Genomic DNA, 18,465 nt, shown 5'->3' on the forward strand with positions numbered 1-18,465 from the left:
AGCGGCTTGCCCGCTTCCCGTTCGCCCGATCCGAAAGCCGCTCTTCGGAGCGGCTTTTTTTCGTCCGGTGTCCGGAGAAGCCGCGGCACCGGCGCCCTCAGTGACGGAATTCGTCAGGGCCACCGCCTGCGCCGCGATTACCGCCGCCGCCCTGCCGCACCGGCGGCGGCATCATGTGGCCCTCGCCGCCCGGCGTGGGCGATGACGGGCGCGGCACGGCCGGCGGCGGGCTGGCCGGACGTGCATTACCCACCCCACCCGGCATCGGGGTCGGCGCTGGCGGGCTGGCCGGACGCGCATTACCCGCCCAACCCGGCATCGGGGTCGTCGCTGGCGGGCTGGCCGGACGCGCATTACCCCCTCCACCCGGCATCGGTGTCGGTGCAGGAGCAGGCGCAGCCGGTGGCGGCACGCGGTTCGCGCCGTTCCAGCCGCCGCGCGTGGCCGATGGCCGCGTGTCATGCACGGGCGGCGGGCCGGCCGGCGCGACCTGCATCGGTGCGCCCGGCCGCGGCCGCCCTTGCCCCGGCGGCATGCCGCCGGGGCCGAGCCGCGGCTCCGCACGGCGCGCCCAGCGATCGCGGTCGGGATACCACGGGCGGTGCCGGTAATAGCGGTCCCAGTACGCGCCGATCGCGAATCCGGTCACCGGCACACCAATGATCGCGCCGTACTCGAGCAGCGGCACATAGTTGCCCTGGTACGGATAGTCGAGCAACTGCGCATCGATCCAGCCGCGCACGCCCGGCAGCGCGACGTCGCACCATGTGTAGTCGCTCAGGCAGCCGAATACGTCCAGCGCGGTGCCGGGCGGAATCTGCGCGACCACCGGGTAATCGGGCGCCGGCCCCGCAAACAGCTCGGCCGGCGAATTCGTGTAAGCGCTGCTCTGCGCATCGGCGACGCCCGGCACGGCCGCGAGGCCGGCCAGGACGACGCACAGACTTCGGACAATCGTGTTCATCATGATGCTCTCCCGCGCCGCGCCGCCGCGCGCCCGTCAGTGCCGATGGCCGCCGCCCCAATGGCCCCCGCCCCCATGGCCGCCACCCCAATGCCCGCCACCCCACGGACGATGCCAGTACCCGTCGCGCCCGCCCCAGTATCCGCCGCCGCCCCAGCGGCCCCAGAAGCCGATCGTCACGGGCGGCCCGTACCAGCCTGAGTAGTACGCCGGGTAGTAATACGGATACGGCGCCGGCACGTAGGCCGGGGCGACATACACGGGCACCGCCGTGCCGGCGTCGACCTGCGCTTGCGGCACGGTCGACTGGGCCGGACCGGGCGTGGCCGGTGCGGCCGGAATCTCGCGCTGCGTCACCGTGGCGGGCACGGGTGCGTAATAAGGTGCATAGCCGTACGGGCTCGTGTAGTAGCAGCCGCCAAGCATCAGTGCGGCCAGCGCGACGACGGCCGGCCTCGCGGCGGGAATCGGGTTCATCTCGTGCTCCGGCAGAATCCGTGCGCCACCGCCAGGCGGCGCGCGTGACTCTAGCTTACGTCCCCTGCGGATTTCCGCGCGTATGATCGGTTACTTTTTGTTTCCTGCTCCGGCGCGCCGCGCGGGCACGCCGCGTGCTGGCCCGTCCGCAGCGCCGGCGTTGAAGTTGGCGCAAATGCCCTCAACTTGAACGATGTCGGGCTGACCGGCGCGGACGGGCGTCCGCGATCCACCGGCAACCGCAAACCGGCGGGCTTCGGCCCGCCCAGACAGGAACGCGGCTCGCGCCGCCATCGACATGACTACGCCACGCCCCACTCTCCGGGCGGACACACCGCTCGATCCGATCATCCAGTTGCTGGCGCTCGCCGGCGAGCAGGGTTATCTGACGCACGCCGACCTCGTCGACGCGCTGCCGCCCGAAAGCGACAGCCCCGACGCGCTCGACGTCGTGCGCGCCGCGCTCGCCGACATCGGCATCGCGGTACTCGACGAGCCGGCCGCGCCCGCACCGTTCGCCGGCGCGGCGCCGGTCGAGGTCGATCGCGACGCGCTCGACGAAGGCAGGGCCATGCTCGGCGACCTCGCACGCGGCACGAGCGCGTCGACCGATCCGCTCGCGCTCTACATGCGGCGCATGCAAGCGGTGCCGCTGCTCACGCGCGAAGGCGAAATCGCGCTCGCCCGCGAAATCGAGACGGGCCGTCATCAGGTACTGCATGCGATCGCCGGCTATCCGCCTGCGGTCGACGTGCTGCTCGAGCGTCATCGCACGACAGGCGCGACCGGGTCGGCCGACGGCGACGACGATACGCCGGCGCCCGCCCGCTACGATGCGCTGCACGCGGCGGTCTCGGCGCTGCGCGGCGCGCTGCATGCGCATGGCAGCCGTTCGGACGAATATCGCGACGCGCGCAACCACGTGGCCGCCCTGCTCGGCTCGCTCGCGTGGGTCGCGCCGGCCGTCGACGACGCAAGCCGTACCGTGCGCGCACTCGCGAGCGCAGCGCACGATCCGTCGGCAGTCGATGCAGCGCACTTCGACGCGGTCGCACGGCGCGCGCTCGCGGCGGCGCTGAGCGACGGCCAGCAAAAGGTGCGCGATGCAACGCGCGCGATGCTCGAGGCGAACCTGCGGCTCGTGCTGTCGATCGCGCGCAAGTACCTGAACCGCGGCGTCGACCTGTCCGACCTCGTGCAGGACGGTTGCCTCGGCCTGATGCGCGCGATCGAGAAATTCGAATACCGGCGCGGGTTCAAGTTCTCGACCTATGCGACGTGGTGGATCCGCCAGGCGATCGCACGGGCGGTCGCGGATCGCTCCCGCACGATCCGCGTGCCGGTGCACGTCGGCGACCAGTATCAGCGCGTGCAGCGGCATGTGCTGCGCTTTCGCCAGCGCACGGGCCGTCGGGCCACGCCGGCCGAACTCGCGGCCGAAACCGGCCTCGACGAAGACAAGCTGCGCGCGGTGCTCGCGCTGCCGGCCGAGCCGGTTTCGCTCGACACGCCGCTGCCCGATGCGGATACCGGCCTCGTGGAATTGATCGAGGATCGGGCATCGGCCAGCCCGTTCGAGCAACTGGCCGACACGCGCATGCGCGAATGCGTGCTGTCGCTGCTGCGGTCGGTCACGCCGACCGAGGCCGACGTGCTGCGCCGGCGGTTCGGCCTCGGCGGCGCCGAGCCCGACACCTACGACGCGATCGCGCAGGATGCGGGAATGTCGCGCGAGCGCGTGCGGCAAATCGAGAAACGGGCGCTCGCCGCGCTGCGCACGGCCGCCGAGGCCGAGAACGCGCAGTCGTTTCTCGACGCGTAACCGCATCGCGCGCCGCGCACGGTCGTGCCGAAATGCTGGATGACCGTGCACTGCGCGCCTGTGCTACGTTTGCCATTGACGCACATCAAGTTTTCTTCATCGCGCGTCACGACAATGGTTGAAAGCCGACCGGCGCATCGCTCGCCGCAGCCATTCCGTTTGTGCTTTCCGGGTCCCTCGCCATGCAGTCGACCGTCAGCCAGACGTACGAGGAAAACCGGCCTATCGCGGCCTGCCTGCGCGAGGCCGCGCAACGGCTCGTCGACCAGGGCGCGAATCCGTACCGGGTCGCCGCGTACCGCGCGGCGGCCGACACGGTCGATGCGCTCGACCGCGACGTCCGCACCGTGTTCGAAACCGGCGGCGTCGAGGCGCTCGGCGCGCTGCCCGACATCGGTGCGGGCGTCGCGCAGGCGATCGCCGAGCTGCTGGTGACCGGGCGCTGGCGCCAGCTCGACCGCCTGCGCGGCGACGCGGAACGCGCGTCCGCATTCGAAGCCGTGCCGGGCATCGGTCACGCGCTCGCGCTGCGCATTCATGACGCGCTGCACATCGATACGCTGGAGGAACTCGAACGCGCGGCCCGCAACGGCCAGCTCGAAACGATCGCGGGCGTCGGCCCGCGGCGCGCGGTCGGCATCCGCGCCGCGCTCGACGACGTGCTGAGCCGCCGCCGACGCTGGCAAGGTCACATGCGAAACGCCGGCCCCGGCACGGAGCCGCCGGTCGAACTGCTGCTTTACATCGATCGCCAGTACCGCAACAAGGCGGCCGCCGGCGTGCTGCCGACGCTCACGCACCGGCGCCTGAACGCGGACGGTTACGTGCCGCCGCCCGTGATGCACATGACCAAGGGCGGCTGGCATTTCACGGCGCTGAGCCAGCAGGCCGCCATGCGCACGCCGGAAGCCGGGCGCCCGACCGACTGGGTCTCGCTCTACTTCTACGACGCCGTGCAGTGCGAGCACCAGCGCACCGTGTTCACCGAAACGTACGGCGCACTCGTCGGCAAGCGGATCGTGCGCGGGCGCGAAATGGAATGCCGCGTGTATTACGCGGGATGAGCAGGCGCGGCTGTTTCGCGGATGCCGAAGCCGGCACGGACGATGTCGCCTCGTCGCATTCGGCACGTCGAACCCGTGACGTCGCCACGTAGCCGTCCGGCGGTCGCACGGCTATCGCGGCGCATCCTGCCTCGCGCGGGCTCGCTGCCTACGCGCCTTCCGGCTTCGCGCGGCGCGCCGGATGGCGATGCGCGGCAATGCGCAGCAGCTTCTGGAACGACGGGCATTCGAGATGGTTCACCGCCGGGCATACGGCCGCATGCCGCAGCGCATCGCGCACCGCGCCGAGACGGCGAATCGTGCGGTCGAGCTCGTCAGCCTTGTCATCGAGTTTCGCGCGGTCGATCGCCGGCCGGCCCTCGGTGCCGACCATCGCGAGGATGTCGTCGAGCGAGAAACCGGCCTCGCGGCCGAGCGCGATCAACGCCAGACGCTCCAGCACCGACTCGTCGTATTGCCGCCGCAGCCCATGCCGGCCGATCGGGACGATCAGCCCCTTTTCCTCGTAGTAACGCAGCGTCGATGCAGGCAGTCCCGTGCGCCGCGCAACGTCCGCAATGTCCAGTCGGCTCATGCTTGACCTCAAGTTCGCTTGAGGTTGCAAGATAGTCGCTCGACTCCATCAAGACAAGTCCGGGCCCCATGAAACCGTTGGCCCCGCGTCGTATTCCGCCGCGCCGCCGCACCATCGCCGTCCGCGGCCGACGTGCGCGACGAGCACGCCCGGCGGCCCATTCAAACTGCTGTGATCGACGCGGGCGCCACGCTCGCGATGGAGCTGTCGACGCTGTTCCGGCGGCGGGCGCTCGGCATTCCGTCGCTCGACTGCGACGGGCGCGCGCCCGCCGCGGGCCCGCTCGTCAGGCCTTCATCGTCCCGGTGCGCACGTAGCGCTCGTGCCACGACAGCGCCTCGGCCAGCAGATGCGGCGTGTGCTTGCCGAAGCTTTCGCGCGACGCGCGCTCGAAGTAATCCTCGAGCATCGGGCGGTAGTCCGGGTGCGCGCAGGTCGCGATGATCTTGCGCGCGCGCTGCTTCGGCGACAGGCCGCGCAGGTCGGCCAGCCCCTGCTCGGTGACGACCACCGCGACGTCGTGCTCGGTATGGTCGACGTGGCTCGCCATCGGCACGATCCGCGAGATCGCCCCGCCCTTCGCGGTGCTCGCGGACATGAAGCACGACAGATAGCCGTTGCGCGCGAAGTCGCCCGAGCCGCCGATGCCGTTCTGGATCTTCGTGCCCATCACGTGCGTCGAATTCACGTTGCCGTAGATGTCGGCCTCGATCATCCCGTTCATCGCGATGCAGCCGAGGCGGCGCACGAGTTCCGGATGGTTGCTGATCTCCTGCGGGCGCAGCACGATCTTCTCGCGGAACGTCGCGATGTCGTCGGCGAAACGCTGCACCGCAGCCGGGCTCAGCGACAGCGCGGTGGCCGACGCGAAGCTCAGCGTGCCGTCGTCGAGCAGGTCGAGCATGCCGTCCTGGATCACCTCGGTGTAGGCCGTCAGGTTCGAGAAGCCGGCCGAACTCAGTTCCGCGAGCACCGCGTTCGTGATGTTGCCGACGCCCGACTGCAGCGGCAGCAGGTTTTCCGGCAGGCGGCCGCGCTTCACTTCGTGGCGCAGGAAGTCGATCAGTTGCAGCGCGATCTGCCTGGAAGTCGCGTCCGGCGCGGTGAACGCATTGCTGCGGTCCGGCGCGTCGGTTTCGACGATCGCGACGATCTTGTCGGCCGGGCAGCGCAGGTACGGCTCGCCGATCCGGTCGTCGCTCTTCGTCAGCGGAATCGGCTTGCGGTGCGGCGGCAGCGCGGTGCCGTAGTAGATGTCGTGCATCCCGTCGAGGCCGAGCGGCTGGCGCGCATTCACTTCGAGGATCACGTGCTTCGCGCGCTCGAGCCAGGTCTTGTTGTTGCCGATCGACGCGGACGGAATCAGCAGCCCGTCCTCGCGGATGCCCGCGACTTCGACGATCGCGACGTCGAGATCGCCGTACAGCCCGAACCATGCATATTGCGCGACGTGGCTCAGGTGGACGTCCTGGTAATCGACTTCGCCGCCGTTGATCTTGTCGCGCAACGTCGGGTCGGACTGGTACGGCAGCCGCATCGAGATGCCGTCGGTACGGGCGAGCGCGCCGTCGAGTTCCGGTGCGGTCGACGCGCCCGTCAGCACGTTGATCCGGAAGTCCTCGCCGCGCGCGTGCGCCGCGTCGATATGGGCGGCCAGCGCGGCCGGCACGGCCTTCGGATAGCCCGACCCGGTGAAGCCGCTCATGGCGACGGTCATGCCGGGGCGGATCAGCGCGGCGGCTTCGTCGGCGGTGCGGACGAGCGAACGCAGGGCGGGAGCGAGGATGCGTGATGAAGACATGGCTGGTTATCTGACGCTTTGGTCTGTCGTTGACGTCGCGGGGGGTGTCTCCTGAGCGACGCGAAGCCCTTGGGGCCGCGAGGGGCGGCCCGGCACCACGGGCACGGTCGGAGTATCGCAGAGGCGATCGCCGCGAAATGTCCGCTGGATGCAAAAGATCCTTGCCGGATTTGCCGGGTATCGAACGACCGTTCCGTGACAGGCGATCGGCCTGCCCGATGCGCGCGAAAGGTACGTGAAAGCATCGGGGCGGAATCGCCGGTTCGCGATCGCCGGCCGTCGCGCATCAATCGACGGAGGTCCCTCGACATTGACGGCCTTTGGTTCGGCAATGGACGACACCCGTCCGGCGTGCCCGATTGTCGCCCGCTGCGCTCTTTCCCGGCCTGACGGAGGTCAAGCTCCGGTCCATCGCGCGCCGCCGGCCGACCGGCGCGAAAAGCGCGCCGGCGCCGGCCCGCGAAGCCCGTGCGGCCTTGACAGCCGCGCGATGCGGACCACACTGGAAAGTGGGTCCGGCCGCCTGGTCGGCGGCCTCGTTCGCCGGCGCGTTTTCGAACCGGCCGATGCCTGCAAGACGCGGTAACACTCCCGCATGTCAGGACATTGATCGAATAAAAAGCAACAAATTACAATTCCGTATATATTTCGCCGATGGACCAAAGAAAAACCGCCACACACCCCGAACCGCCCCTGCCACGCACGTGGGATGCGCGGCTCGCGCGCTCGCTTGTCCGACCGCTCGTCGATACGCCGGTCACCCCGAATCACCTCACCACCCTTCGCCTGCTGATCGGCCTCGCCGGCGCCTGGTGCCTCGCGCACGGCGGCTTCGGCTGGAGCAATGCGGGCGCGTTCCTGATCGTGCTGTCGAACTTCGTCGACCACACCGACGGCGAGCTCGCGCGCATCAGCGGCAAGTCCAGCAAGATCGGTCATTTTTACGACCTCGCGGCCGATGCGCTCGTCACGGTCGCGCTGTTCGTCAGCATGGGCGTCGGCATCGTCGCCCAGGGCGGCCAGATGGCCGCGTCGCCGGTGCTGCTCGGCGCCGTGGCCGGCGCGGCCGTCGCGCTGATCTTCTTCCTGCGCATGCGGATCGAATCGATCGCCGGCAAGGCCGGCACCAAGCAGGCGTTCGCCGGCGGCTTCGAGACCGAGGACGTGCTGTACCTGCTGCCGATCGTGACGCTCGTCGACGGCGTGCAGCCGTTCCTGCTCGCGGCGTCGATCGGCGCCCCGCTGTTCGCCGCCTGGGTCGTGATCGACTGGTGGCGCGTCGTGCGGCGCGGCAACCGCGGCGACCTTTCGCAGAATTCAACCGAAATCCAGGCTTCCAAATGACTCCTAGCACGCGCGACGATTCCGTGCTGAGCCCGGCACGCCCCGCGCCCGTGCGCGCGAAGGCGGCCGATCCCGATCGCACCGTGGCCGACTGCGTCGGCCGGCTCGACCTCGAGCGCCTGCGTGGCGACTACACGCGCCAGGGCTCGTTCCTCTATCTCGACGCATTCCTGCCGGCCGACGCGCACGCGAAGCTGGCGGATGCCGCGCGTGCGATGCAGGCCGGCCTGAACCGCAATTACCTGCCCGGCCACAAGCAGGGCGGCAGCGTGAGCCGCCATACGATCGACGAGCAGGCGCCGTACATCGCCGAGCTGTATCGCTCGAAGGCGCTGATCGGCTTCCTCGAGAAAATCACCGGCGACAAGCTGATGCTGTCGCCGGACGACGATCCGCACGCGTACGCGCTCTACTACTACACGAAACCCGGCGACCACATCGGCTGGCACTACGACACGTCGTACTACGACGGCCGCCGCTACACGCTGCTGATCGGCGTGATCGACGAATCGTCGTGCCGACTCGACTACGAGCTGCATACGCGCAACCCGGACGTGCCCGACGAACCGGGCTCCGTGCAGATCGCCGACGGCGGCATCGTGCTGTTCGACGGCGACAAGCTGCGCCACCGCATCACGCCGCTCGGCCAGAACGAGATGCGCGTGTCGCTCACGTTCGAATACGTGACGAACCCCGGCATGCGGCCGTGGAAGCGTTTCATCTCGAACATGAAGGACGCGATCGCGTATTTCGGTTTCCGCCAGGTCTTCAAGCAGCTGGCGACGCGACGCACGAGCGGGTCATGACACGCGCGGGCCTCATCCTGCTGTCCCTCGGGACCGCACTCTTCATCGCCCTGCTGGCCTGGCAAGGCGTCGGCGCGGTGGCGTCCACGTTCCTCGCGGCCGGCTGGGGCCTCGCGCTCGTCGCGGCGTTCCACGTCGTGCCGCTCGTGATCGACGCAGTAGCCATTACGGTCATGTTCCGCCGCGGACAGCCGGGCGCCGAACTCGGCAATGCGCTGCGCGCGCGCTGGGTCGGCGAGTCGGTGAACAGCCTGCTGCCCGCCGGGCAGATCGGCGGCCCCGTGCTGATGGTGCGCCACCTCGCGCAGCGCGGCACGCGGATGGCCGACGCGGCCGCCGCCGTGACCGTCGGCACGACGATGCAGGCGCTCTCGCAGATGGCCTTCGCGCTGATCGGCATCGCCGCGTTCAGCCTGTATGCGACGCACGAGTCGGTCGCGCACCTGCGCACGCCCGCGCTGATCGCCACCGGCGTGCTCGGCGCGCTCGCGGTGATGTTCTATCTGGCGCAGCGGCGCGGCCTGTTCGGCCGCGGCCTGCGCCTCGCGTCGAAGCTGCTCGGCCCGCGCGATTGGTCGTCGCTCGCCACGCGCGCCGACGCGATCGACGGCGCCGTCGGCGCGCTGTACCGCGACCGCGCGAAAGTCGCGAAGACCTTCGCGTTGAGTCTCGTCGGCTGGATCGTCGGCACCGCGGAAGTGTGGCTCGCGCTGCACTTCCTCGGGCATCCGGTGAGCTGGCTCGACGCGCTGCTGCTCGAAAGCGTCGGCCAGGCGATTCGCGGCGCGGCCTTCGCGATCCCGGGCTCGCTCGGTGCGCAGGAAGGCGGCTACCTGCTGCTCGCGCCGCTGGTCGGCTTGCCGCCCGACGCGGCGCTCGCGCTGTCGCTCGCGAAGCGTGCGCGCGAACTCGCGCTCGGCCTGCCCGGCCTGCTCTATCTGCATTTCAGTGAAAGAAACTGGCAGCGGCGCCGTGCGCCGCAGCCGCTCGCCGACTGATCGTTCAGATCGCCGGCTTTTTGGTTGGAGAACCCATGCGAGCCATCATTCTTGCGGCAGGCCTCGGCTTGCGCCTGCAACAACCGCCCGAAGCGCAGTTTCCGAAGTGCCTGCTGCGCTTCGACGACGTGTCGCTGCTCGAGCGCCATCTGCGCGTGCTCGACGCCGCGGGCGTCGACGAGATCGTGCTCGGGCTCGGCTTTCAGCACGAGAAGGTCGAGCAGGAACTGAAGCGCCTCGGCCGCACCGCCGAGATCGTGATCAACGACCGCTACGACCTCGGCAGCGTGCTGACCGTGCATACCGTCGCCGAGGCAATGACGCGCGGCGGCGACGTGCTGCTGATGGACGCGGACGTGCTGTACGACGAGAACATCCTGCATGCGCTAGTGGCCGATTCCGACCGCGCGGTCGACCGCCTGCTGATCGACCGCGACTTCGAAGCCGGCGACGAACCCGTCAAGCTGTGCCTGAAGAACGGCGTGCCGGTCGAGCTGCGCAAGCAGCTCGCGGTCGACCTCGACTACGACACGATCGGCGAATCCGTCGGCTTCTTCCGCTTCACCGAAGGCACCGCGCGCCGCCTCGCGACGATCGTCGCGGGCTACGTCGACAGCGGCCGCGCGAACATGCCGCACGAGGAAGCCGTGCGCGACCTGCTGCTCGAAGGCGGCCATTCGTTCGACGTCGCCGACGTCACCGGCTCGCCGTGGATCGAGATCGATTTCCCGAACGACGTCGCACGCGCGACGCAAGACATTCTTCCCCTGATTCAACGCACTACCGCCGGAGCCGCACGATGAACGCACGCGAACCCAACTTCACCGAATCGCGCAGCGCGCGCCTGCGCCGCATGCTCGTCAGCAGCGATCTCGAATTCCTGATGGAAGCGCACAACGGCCTGTCCGCGCGGATCGTCCGCGAGGCCGGCTTCAAGGGCATCTGGGCCTCGGGCCTCGCGATCTCCGCGCAGTTCGGCGTGCGCGACAACAACGAAGCGAGCTGGACGCAGGTCGTCGACGTGCTCGAATTCATGGCCGACGCGAGCGACCTGCCGATCCTGCTCGACGGCGACACCGGCTACGGCAACTTCAACAACGTGCGCCGCCTCGTGAAGAAGCTCGAGCAGCGCGGCATCGCCGGCGTGTGCATCGAGGACAAGCAGTTTCCGAAGACCAACAGCTTCATCGGCGGCGAACGCCAGCCGCTCGCCGAGATCGACGAATTCTGCGGCAAGATCAAGGCCGGCAAGGATTCGCAGACCGACCCCGACTTCTCGATCGTCGCGCGCGTCGAAGCGCTGATCGCGGGCTGGGGGATGGACGAGGCGCTGCGCCGCGCGAACGCGTACGCGGAAGCCGGCGCCGACGCGATCCTGATCCACAGCAAGCTGTCGCGTCCCGACGAAATCCTGCAGTTCGCACGCGAATGGAGCGGCAAGGCGCCGCTCGTGATCGTGCCGACCAAGTACTACAGCACGCCGACCGACGTGTTCCGCCAGGCCGGCATCAGCACCGTGATCTGGGCGAACCACCTGATCCGCGCGTCGGCATCCGCGATGCAGGCGACCGCGCGCGAGATCCACGAGAGCCAAACGCTGATCAACGTCGAGGACCGCGTCGCATCGGTCAACGAGATCTTCCGCCTGCAGGACGCCGACGAGTACTCGGCTGCCGAGCGTATCTACCTGTCTTCGTCGTCGCGCGCGTCGAATGCGGCGATCGTGCTCGCCGCGAGCCGCGGCAAGGGCCTCGAAGCCGTCACCGAAGATAAACCCAAGGTCATGCTGCCGGTCGCCGGCAAGCCGCTGCTGCGCTGGCTCGTCGACGGCTTCAAGACGCACGGCGTGAACGACATCACCGTGGTCGGCGGCTATCGCGCCGATGCGATCGACACGTCGGGCATCAAGCTCGTCGTCAACGAGCGCCATGCGCAGACGGGCGAGCTCGCATCGCTCGCGTGCGCGGCCGACCGCCTGACCGGCGACACCGTGATCTCGTACGGCGACCTGCTGTTCCGCAGCTACATCGTGCGCGACCTCGCGGAGAGCGAGGCCGAGTTCAGCGTGGTGGTCGATTCGTCGCTCACCGAGACCAACCAGAGCGTGCGCGACTTCGCCCTCTGCTCGGCGGCCGACGATCGCGGCCTGTTCGGTCAGAAGACCTACCTGCAGCGCGTGTCGAGCGACGTCGCCGCGGGCACGCCGCACGGCCGCTGGATCGGCCTGCTGAACGTGCGCGGCGCCGGCGTCGACCGCCTGAAGGCGATGCTCGCGACGCTGCAGGCGCGTCCTGATTTCGACACGCTCGACATCCCGTCGCTGCTGAACGAACTGATCGCCGCCGGCGAGAAGATCGAGGTGCAGTACGTGCACGGCCATTGGCGCGGCGTCAACGACCTCGAAGACTTCCGCCGCGCGGGCGATTTCGCGCACGGCCAGACGCCGCTGTCCGAGCCGGGCACCGCCAACGGGGGCGCGCAATGATCGAGGCGGCCCAGTTCGTCGAGGCCGCGCGCGAACGCGGCTTCGACTGGTACGCGGGCGTGCCCTGCTCGTACCTGACGCCGTTCATCAATTACGTGTTGCAGGACCCGACGCTGCATTACGTGTCGGCCGCGAACGAAGGCGACGCGGTCGCACTGATCGCCGGCGCGACGCTCGGCGGCAAGCGCGGGATCGCGATGATGCAGAACTCGGGGCTCGGCAACGCGGTGAGCCCGCTCACGTCGCTCACCTGGACGTTCCGCCTGCCGCAGTTGCTGATCGTCACGTGGCGCGGCCAGCCGGGCGTGGCCGACGAGCCGCAGCACGCGCTGATGGGCCCGATCACGCCCGCGATGCTCGACACGATGGAGATCCCGTGGGAGACGTTCCCGACCGACCCGGAACAGGTCGGCCCGGCACTCGACCGCGCGATCGCGCACATGGACGCGACGGGCCGCCCGTACGCGCTCGTGATGCAGAAAGGCAGCGTCGCGCCGTATGAACTGAAGGCGAACCCGGCCGCGAAGCCGCGCGCGCACGTCGCCGCGCAATCGTCGGCGCGCGCCGCGTCGGCCGATGCATGGCCGACCCGTCACGACGCGCTGCAACGCGTGATTGCGCATACGCCGGTCGATTCGACCGTCGTGCTCGCGTCGACCGGTTTCTGCGGCCGCGAACTCTACGCGCTCGACGATCGCCCGAACCAGCTTTACATGGTCGGCTCGATGGGCTGCGTGACGCCGCTCGCGCTCGGCCTCGCGCTCGCGCGCCCCGACCTGCGCGTGGTGGCCGTCGACGGCGACGGCGCCGCGCTGATGCGCATGGGCGTGTTCGCAACGCTCGGTACCTACGGCCCGGCCAACCTCACGCACGTGCTGCTCGACAATGGCGCGCACGAATCGACGGGCGGCCAGGCGACGGTGTCGCAGCATGTGTCGTTCGCGGGTGTCGCCGCTTCGTGCGGTTATGCGTCGGCGGTCGAAGGCGATACGCTCGACGTGCTCGATGCGGCGCTGGCTGCCACGGGCGACGGTGCACAGTTCGTGCGCATTGCGATCCGCACCGGCGTGCCCGACGGCCTGCCGCGCCCGACCGTCACGCCGGTCGAGGTCAAGACCCGTCTGATGCGGCACATCGGCGCCGCGCAGACCGAAGCCCACGTCGAAGGAGCCCATTGATGCTGCTGCTGAACCCCGGCCCGGTCACGCTCTCCGAACGCGTGCGCCGCAGCCTGCTGCAACCCGACCTGTGCCATCGCGAAGGCGAATTCTTCGACTTGCAGGACGAAGCGCGCGCGCGGCTCGTTGCCGCGTATGAACTCGACCCGGCCGAATGGGCCGCCGTGCTGATGACCGGTTCCGGCACCGCCGCCGTCGAAAGCATGATCGCCGCGCTCGTGCCGCAGGACGGCAAGCTGCTCGTGATCGAGAACGGCGTGTACGGCGAGCGGATCACGCAGATCGCCACGCAGTACGGCATCGCGCACGATGTGCTGAAGCACGAGTGGATGCAGGCGCCGGATGTCGCGCAGATTGGCGCTCGCCTCGACGCGGGCCGCTACTCGCATGTCGCGGTGATCCATCACGAAACGACGACGGGCCGGCTGAACGACCTCGGCGCCATCGCCGAGGTGTGCCGTGCGCGCGGCGTGAAGATGCTCGTGGACGGCGTCAGCAGCTTCGGCGCGGAAGCGATCGATTTTGCAGGTGGCGACATCGATGCGGTTGCCGCGACCGCGAACAAGTGCCTGCATGGTGTGCCGGGTGCCGCGTTCGTGATCGTGCGCCGTAGTGCGCTCGCGAAGGCCGCGAGCCGCACGTATTACCTCGATCTCGGGCGGCTTGCGAAGCTGCAGGATCAGCGGAATACGCCGTTTACGCCGTCCGTGCATGCGTATTACGCGTTGGTCGAAGCGCTGCGCGAGTTCGATGAGGCCGGCGGCTGGCGTGCTCGGCATGCGCATTACAAGGCGCTTGCCGATCAGGCGCAGGCGGGGCTTGTTGCACGCGGGATGCCGCTGGTGCTGCCGGAAGGCGAGTCGTCGGTGGTTTTGCGTGCGTACAGGCTGCCGCAGGGTGTGACGTACGAAACCCTGCACGACGGGCTGAAGGCGCGCGGCTTCGTGATCTACGCCGGGCAAGGCGGGCTGTCGAAGGAACTGTTCCGGATCTCGACGATGGGCGCGATTCAGGCGGCCGATGTCGAGCGGTTGCTGGATGGTTTTACCCAGTTGACGCGGTAAGCGCTGCCCTCACCTTCGTCCACGAAAGGCCCGCAAGGGCCTTTTTTCTTGTCCTGAACAATCGTGGACGTGACACATGGGTGTCGGCAATGCCCTATCCCCTGGGGTGTTTCATTTCCTCGGCCTCCACCGCGGCGAGCCGTTCTTCGCTGGCGGAAACAGATCCCATGGCTTCGTCGATCGATGCCAATGCAAACTCGCATGCCAGTCTCGTTTCTTCAACGGTGGGCTCCGGCTTCTCATCGTCGTTCGGCGGAGGCGCAAGCATGTCGCCGAGCATCATTGCCAGTTCCTGGGTATCCCATTGCTCGCCCCTTTGCTCCTTCCTCTTGATGTAATGCCGGATTTCCGCGTCTTGCTCCGGCGAGAGCGGGAGATGTCGAAACGTGTTGCTTGGGCTGGCGTCAATCATGATGTTGCTCCTGAATTTGAAATCGGCTTGCTCGAGCTGCCCCCGGTTACGCGTGCAGCCGCGGAATAACAAGGGCGACCGAACAGAGGCCTATTTGCCGCAGCGCGGAACTTGAATTCCGTCGATGCGCCCTAGAAGCTCGTCCACCTGGAGCTCGAGGATCCTGTTTCGGTTGGATTGCTTGCGGAGTTTGTTGAGCCTGATCCGCCAATACGAAGGATCACTTACGGACGATTTGTTGACGAAGGCGTGTTGGGCTTGTTCAAGCAGCCCGATCGACCGCCTGATATGTACCAATTCGCGCTCCACATCGCAGTACCAGCTCATGTTCGCCGCCTTTGATTAATATTTGCATCTTGAATCGATGCCCAGCGAGAACACCAGGGTTCGCTCGAACGGCGGCACGGGAGCCGGTTCCGACGGATGCATGCCGCACGGCACCGCGGGTCGAAGAGACGGAAAATACCGTGCGCAAGCCGGGGGTGCGGCCCAGGCTGGAAGGGGGAGCCATCGATATGCACATGCGGCTCGGATGAAACCATCATACGCGTATCGCCGGACAGGCAACCACTTTATTTCGGCTGGCCGCGACGAGTGCGAATGCGCGCCTCGTCATCCGCGTCACCCCGCCCCAACCGTTCCGTGTATAGTGGGCTTCCCCTTATGGAGCAACCAACATGCCAACCTATCCGTTTCTTCTCTATAAGGGGTACGAACTTCATCCCCTTGTCTTCTCCCGCACGTTCCATCGCTTTGACAGGCATTCCCGTTACGCCGAAGGGTATGACATCGCGGTGCGCATATGTCGCCCGGCCTCGATGGCAAGCGCGCCTTCAAGCCGTGTTTTCCGACTGAACCAGCCCCACACATTCTCCGACTTTGGAGTGGCGAGGCGGGCGGCCCGGCAGCAAGGCAAGGACATCGTCGACGGGAAGGTGAACGGCGCGTCAGTTGTCGATCTATGAAAGCGCCGTCCGTCGGTATCGGCCGTGCACATCGACCGGGACGGAATGCCTCATTACCATGTGCTGCGTCGTGCCGCGAGCCGACGAGTGTGCCGAATGCCGAGCGCCGTGTTCGCGCCGCGAAGCAAGCCGTCTCGTGCACCTGTCGACGGTAACCTCCGTGCACCCGCTTCGATCGCGAACGACGCATGCCCGCCATCCTGAACGACCGATGGTCCGTCAATGCCGAACGTCAATCCCGTTGGAATCGGCCGACGGAAGTGGGTCGGGAGGCAACGCCCACGAATACCGATGAAGACACATTTCCGATCGCGACAATGAGAATCTTGCGCTTCGCCCCAATGCTGACGCTCGTCGCCTCCCCCGTCGTTCACGCTGCCGACAGCCAGTCTTGCAGCGACGCAGTCGTCGCAGCCGTCGCCCGCTGGGCCGGCATCGCGAGCGCGCGCATCGCCACGCGCGACGCGGACCGGCTCGTCGTCGCATCGTCATGCAAGGCGATGCCGAGCGCGCCGGAAACGACGATCGCCGCCGTCGCGTTCGATTCGCTGCCGAAGAGCACGAATCCCGATGAAAGCAAAAAGCTTCAGGTCGTCGCGCTCGTCGAGGGCGGCAAGGTCGTGGCGGCCGAGCGATCGGTGGTCGAAGAGGATGCGGCAACGGAAATCGGCGAGAACAGCTATCGCATCGACACGGCGCCCTACCGGTTGTCGCCCGACGTACGGGCGTTCGGCGTCGTGTTTACCAGCAGCGCACGCGGGCCAAGTTGCCCCGACGCGAATGCGAGCGAAGAACTGACGCTGTGGATTCGCGAAGGCAACCGAATCCGCCCGGTGTTCGGCACCAACCTCTACGGATGGATCAGCGTCGAAGGCGACGCCTGCGGCCGTGGCGTCGGCGATGCGCGCAGTGAAGAGGCCCGTATGACGATCGCCGTCGAGAAAACATCGAGCCACGGCTTTGCCGACCTGTCGATCACGGCACACATCACGACGACGCAGCGCAAGAACGGTGATTACTCGGATACGGGCAAGCGCACGGCGCGCACGGTCGTCCACTACGACGGCAAGTCCTATGGAATCGACATGTTCCGGAACTTCTGGTATTCGCCCGCCGCAATGAAGCGCTTCCAGTAAGACCGCAGTGAATCGCGGCGCTACCCCACCTACTCCACCACCTTCGCCCCGATCGCCTCGGTCGGCGCCGGCATCCGCAACGCGTCATCCCGCACACGCCGCCCCTCGCGCGCCGTATAGCGATCCTTCAGCCGCAGGAACGGTTTTTCGACGAGGAAGTAACTGGCCGTCGCGGCCGCCAGCGCCCACACGATGCCGAGCGGAAACGCATGCGCGACCGGCAGATGCGGGTTCGCGAACGGCTGCTGCCACAGATAAAGACTGAACGAGATCGTACCCACGAACACGACCGGCCGCGTACGCAACCACCGCGCGCACCAGAACTCGCCGCGGAAATTCAGCACGACGATCACGATCGCGATCAGCGCGGCTTCGAGCGTCACGCCGTACGTCGCATTCCAGAAGCCGCCGAGCCGGTGCTCGGCGAGCGGCATGCCGATCAGCACGACGAAGACGAGCGCCGTCACGATGCGCGCCTCGCCGCGCCACGAGCCGATCCACGCTTCAAGCCGTTCGCGGTTGAGCGACGCATAGCAGCCGATCAGGATCGGATCGACACCGGTGTGCAGCATCATCCCGAGCTGCCCGCGCAGCGCCGGCGCAACGAAATACGTGACGGTGCGCACCAGCGGCACGACCAGGATCAGCGCGGCCAGCCAGCGCGTGCCGGCGCGGCGGATGCCGAGCACGAACAGCAACGGCCAGAACCAGTAGAACTGCTCCTCGAGCGCGAGCGACCAGAAATGGCCGAGATACCACGCGCCGTCGGGGTGCAGCGCGTTGTCGCCGGTCAGCCCGAACCACGCCGAGTAATTCCACAGGTGCAGCGCTGCATAGAGCCACTGCCGACGATCGACGTCGACCCCGCCGGCGAACGCGACGATCGCAACGGCCGCGAGATACACGTAGCAGGCCGGCCAGATCCGCAGCGCCCGGCGCACGTAGAACGACGTCAGCGCGATGCCGCCCGTGCGCGCGAACTCGGCGCGCAGCACGTTGGTGATCAGGAAACCGCTCAGCACGAAGAAGATCAGCACGCCGAGCCGGCCGTCGGCGATCAGCCGCAACGGCGCGTACCAGCCCGTATAGCCGCCGGGCAGCACATGCTCGGCGTGACCGACGACGACCATCGCGACCGCGACGGCGCGCAACCCGGTCAACTGCGTGACGCGATGGTTCATCGGCTGGTTTCCGTTGGCACGGTAAAGGAACAGGAATCGGCCGGCGCCCGACCGGCCCGCCGACATGTCGCCGGGATTTTGTATGAAAAATATCGGAATGAAATTGCTTCAAAAATCCGCGTGGCACATGCCGCCGACGAGGCGACGCCGCGCCACGGCGCGCCCACGCCCTGCGCGACGAATGGGCATAATGA

18 protein-coding genes are annotated in these 18,465 nt (G+C 68.0%); 11 read left to right on the forward strand and 7 right to left on the reverse strand.

All coding sequences use genetic code 11. From position 1 onward, the window contains the following. Nucleotides 1–97 precede the first annotated feature (97 nt). Together WS64_RS21300 and WS64_RS21305 are read right to left on the reverse strand one after the other, a co-directional pair. Nucleotides 98–967: an SH3 domain-containing protein gene (locus WS64_RS21300; RefSeq protein WP_060967629.1), complete on the reverse strand. Its 870-nt coding sequence runs from the start codon at nucleotides 965–967 to the stop codon at nucleotides 98–100. Between the two features lie 33 nt (nucleotides 968–1,000). After that, nucleotides 1,001–1,441 carry a hypothetical protein gene (locus WS64_RS21305; RefSeq protein ID WP_060967630.1) on the reverse strand — a complete coding sequence of 147 codons (441 nt, stop codon included), beginning with the start codon at nucleotides 1,439–1,441 and terminating at the stop codon, nucleotides 1,001–1,003. 298 nt (nucleotides 1,442–1,739) lie between these two features. Between WS64_RS21305 and WS64_RS21310 the strand changes: the two genes are divergently transcribed. Further along, the gene (locus tag WS64_RS21310; protein ID WP_060967631.1) at nucleotides 1,740–3,263 is read left to right on the forward strand and encodes a sigma-70 family RNA polymerase sigma factor; all 1,524 of its coding nucleotides are present in this window, start codon (nucleotides 1,740–1,742) and stop codon (nucleotides 3,261–3,263) included. Between the two features lie 182 nt (nucleotides 3,264–3,445). Further along, a complete protein-coding gene (locus tag WS64_RS21315; protein ID WP_060967632.1) occupies nucleotides 3,446–4,327 on the forward strand; it encodes a helix-hairpin-helix domain-containing protein in 882 nt (293 codons plus the stop codon). Nucleotides 4,328–4,475: 148 nt separating this feature from the next. On the opposite strand, the gene WS64_RS21320 is transcribed toward WS64_RS21315, so the two are convergent. After that, the gene (locus WS64_RS21320; RefSeq protein ID WP_060967633.1) at nucleotides 4,476–4,901 is read right to left on the reverse strand and encodes a helix-turn-helix domain-containing protein; all 426 of its coding nucleotides are present in this window, start codon (nucleotides 4,899–4,901) and stop codon (nucleotides 4,476–4,478) included. A gap of 286 nt (nucleotides 4,902–5,187) precedes the next feature. Further along, complete coding sequence (locus WS64_RS21325; protein WP_060967634.1) at nucleotides 5,188–6,702, reverse strand: acetyl-CoA hydrolase/transferase family protein; 1,515 nt, start codon at nucleotides 6,700–6,702, stop codon at nucleotides 5,188–5,190. Between the two features lie 654 nt (nucleotides 6,703–7,356). On the opposite strand from WS64_RS21325, the gene WS64_RS21330 reads away from it, so the two are divergent. The 7 genes from WS64_RS21330 to WS64_RS21360 are packed head-to-tail and all read left to right on the forward strand — an operon-like array spanning nucleotide 7,357 to nucleotide 14,577. Continuing rightward, nucleotides 7,357–8,046 carry a CDP-alcohol phosphatidyltransferase family protein gene (locus tag WS64_RS21330; RefSeq protein WP_059582348.1) on the forward strand — a complete coding sequence of 230 codons (690 nt, stop codon included), beginning with the start codon at nucleotides 7,357–7,359 and terminating at the stop codon, nucleotides 8,044–8,046. Then, the gene (locus WS64_RS21335; protein ID WP_059582349.1) at nucleotides 8,043–8,852 is read left to right on the forward strand and encodes a HalD/BesD family halogenase; all 810 of its coding nucleotides are present in this window, start codon (nucleotides 8,043–8,045) and stop codon (nucleotides 8,850–8,852) included. The genes WS64_RS21330 and WS64_RS21335 overlap by 4 nt, the downstream gene beginning before the upstream one ends. Next, entirely contained in the window at nucleotides 8,849–9,850 is a 1,002-nt protein-coding gene (locus WS64_RS21340) for an HpnL family protein (RefSeq protein ID WP_059582352.1), read from the forward strand. Before WS64_RS21335 ends, WS64_RS21340 begins: the two co-directional genes overlap by 4 nt. Before the next feature lie 35 nt (nucleotides 9,851–9,885). Next, complete coding sequence (locus tag WS64_RS21345; RefSeq protein ID WP_059582354.1) at nucleotides 9,886–10,653, forward strand: phosphocholine cytidylyltransferase family protein; 768 nt, start codon at nucleotides 9,886–9,888, stop codon at nucleotides 10,651–10,653. Then, nucleotides 10,650–12,335 carry a phosphoenolpyruvate mutase gene (gene aepX / locus WS64_RS21350; protein WP_059639307.1) on the forward strand — a complete coding sequence of 562 codons (1,686 nt, stop codon included), beginning with the start codon at nucleotides 10,650–10,652 and terminating at the stop codon, nucleotides 12,333–12,335. The genes WS64_RS21345 and aepX overlap by 4 nt, the downstream gene beginning before the upstream one ends. Then, a complete protein-coding gene (aepY, locus tag WS64_RS21355; protein WP_060967635.1) occupies nucleotides 12,332–13,513 on the forward strand; it encodes a phosphonopyruvate decarboxylase in 1,182 nt (393 codons plus the stop codon). Before aepX ends, aepY begins: the two co-directional genes overlap by 4 nt. Then, on the forward strand, nucleotides 13,513–14,577 hold the full coding sequence (locus tag WS64_RS21360; RefSeq protein ID WP_059582362.1) for a 2-aminoethylphosphonate aminotransferase: 1,065 nt from the start codon (nucleotides 13,513–13,515) through the stop codon (nucleotides 14,575–14,577). Before aepY ends, WS64_RS21360 begins: the two co-directional genes overlap by 1 nt. A 94-nt stretch (nucleotides 14,578–14,671) precedes the next feature. On the opposite strand, the gene WS64_RS21365 is transcribed toward WS64_RS21360, so the two are convergent. Beyond that, nucleotides 14,672–14,989 (reverse strand): hypothetical protein, encoded by a 318-nt coding sequence (locus WS64_RS21365; protein WP_060311113.1) that lies wholly within the window; start codon nucleotides 14,987–14,989, stop codon nucleotides 14,672–14,674. A gap of 90 nt (nucleotides 14,990–15,079) precedes the next feature. Beyond that, nucleotides 15,080–15,316 (reverse strand): hypothetical protein, encoded by a 237-nt coding sequence (locus WS64_RS21370; protein WP_059582368.1) that lies wholly within the window; start codon nucleotides 15,314–15,316, stop codon nucleotides 15,080–15,082. A 350-nt stretch (nucleotides 15,317–15,666) separates the two neighbouring features. Between WS64_RS21370 and WS64_RS33215 the strand changes: the two genes are divergently transcribed. Together WS64_RS33215 and WS64_RS21375 are read left to right on the forward strand one after the other, a co-directional pair. Then, nucleotides 15,667–15,954 (forward strand): hypothetical protein, encoded by a 288-nt coding sequence (locus WS64_RS33215; protein WP_081059131.1) that lies wholly within the window; start codon nucleotides 15,667–15,669, stop codon nucleotides 15,952–15,954. Nucleotides 15,955–16,271: 317 nt separating this feature from the next. Then, a complete protein-coding gene (locus WS64_RS21375; protein ID WP_060967636.1) occupies nucleotides 16,272–17,090 on the forward strand; it encodes a PA3715 family protein in 819 nt (272 codons plus the stop codon). Nucleotides 17,091–17,119: 29 nt separating this feature from the next. Here the strand turns inward: WS64_RS21375 and WS64_RS21380 are convergent, their stop codons facing one another. Beyond that, on the reverse strand, nucleotides 17,120–18,271 hold the full coding sequence (locus WS64_RS21380) for an acyltransferase family protein (RefSeq protein WP_060968533.1): 1,152 nt from the start codon (nucleotides 18,269–18,271) through the stop codon (nucleotides 17,120–17,122). Nucleotides 18,272–18,465: the final 194 nt, after the last annotated feature.

Source organism: Burkholderia anthina (genome assembly GCF_001547525.1).
In the GTDB taxonomy this organism is placed as follows: Bacteria; Pseudomonadota; Gammaproteobacteria; order Burkholderiales; family Burkholderiaceae; genus Burkholderia; species Burkholderia semiarida.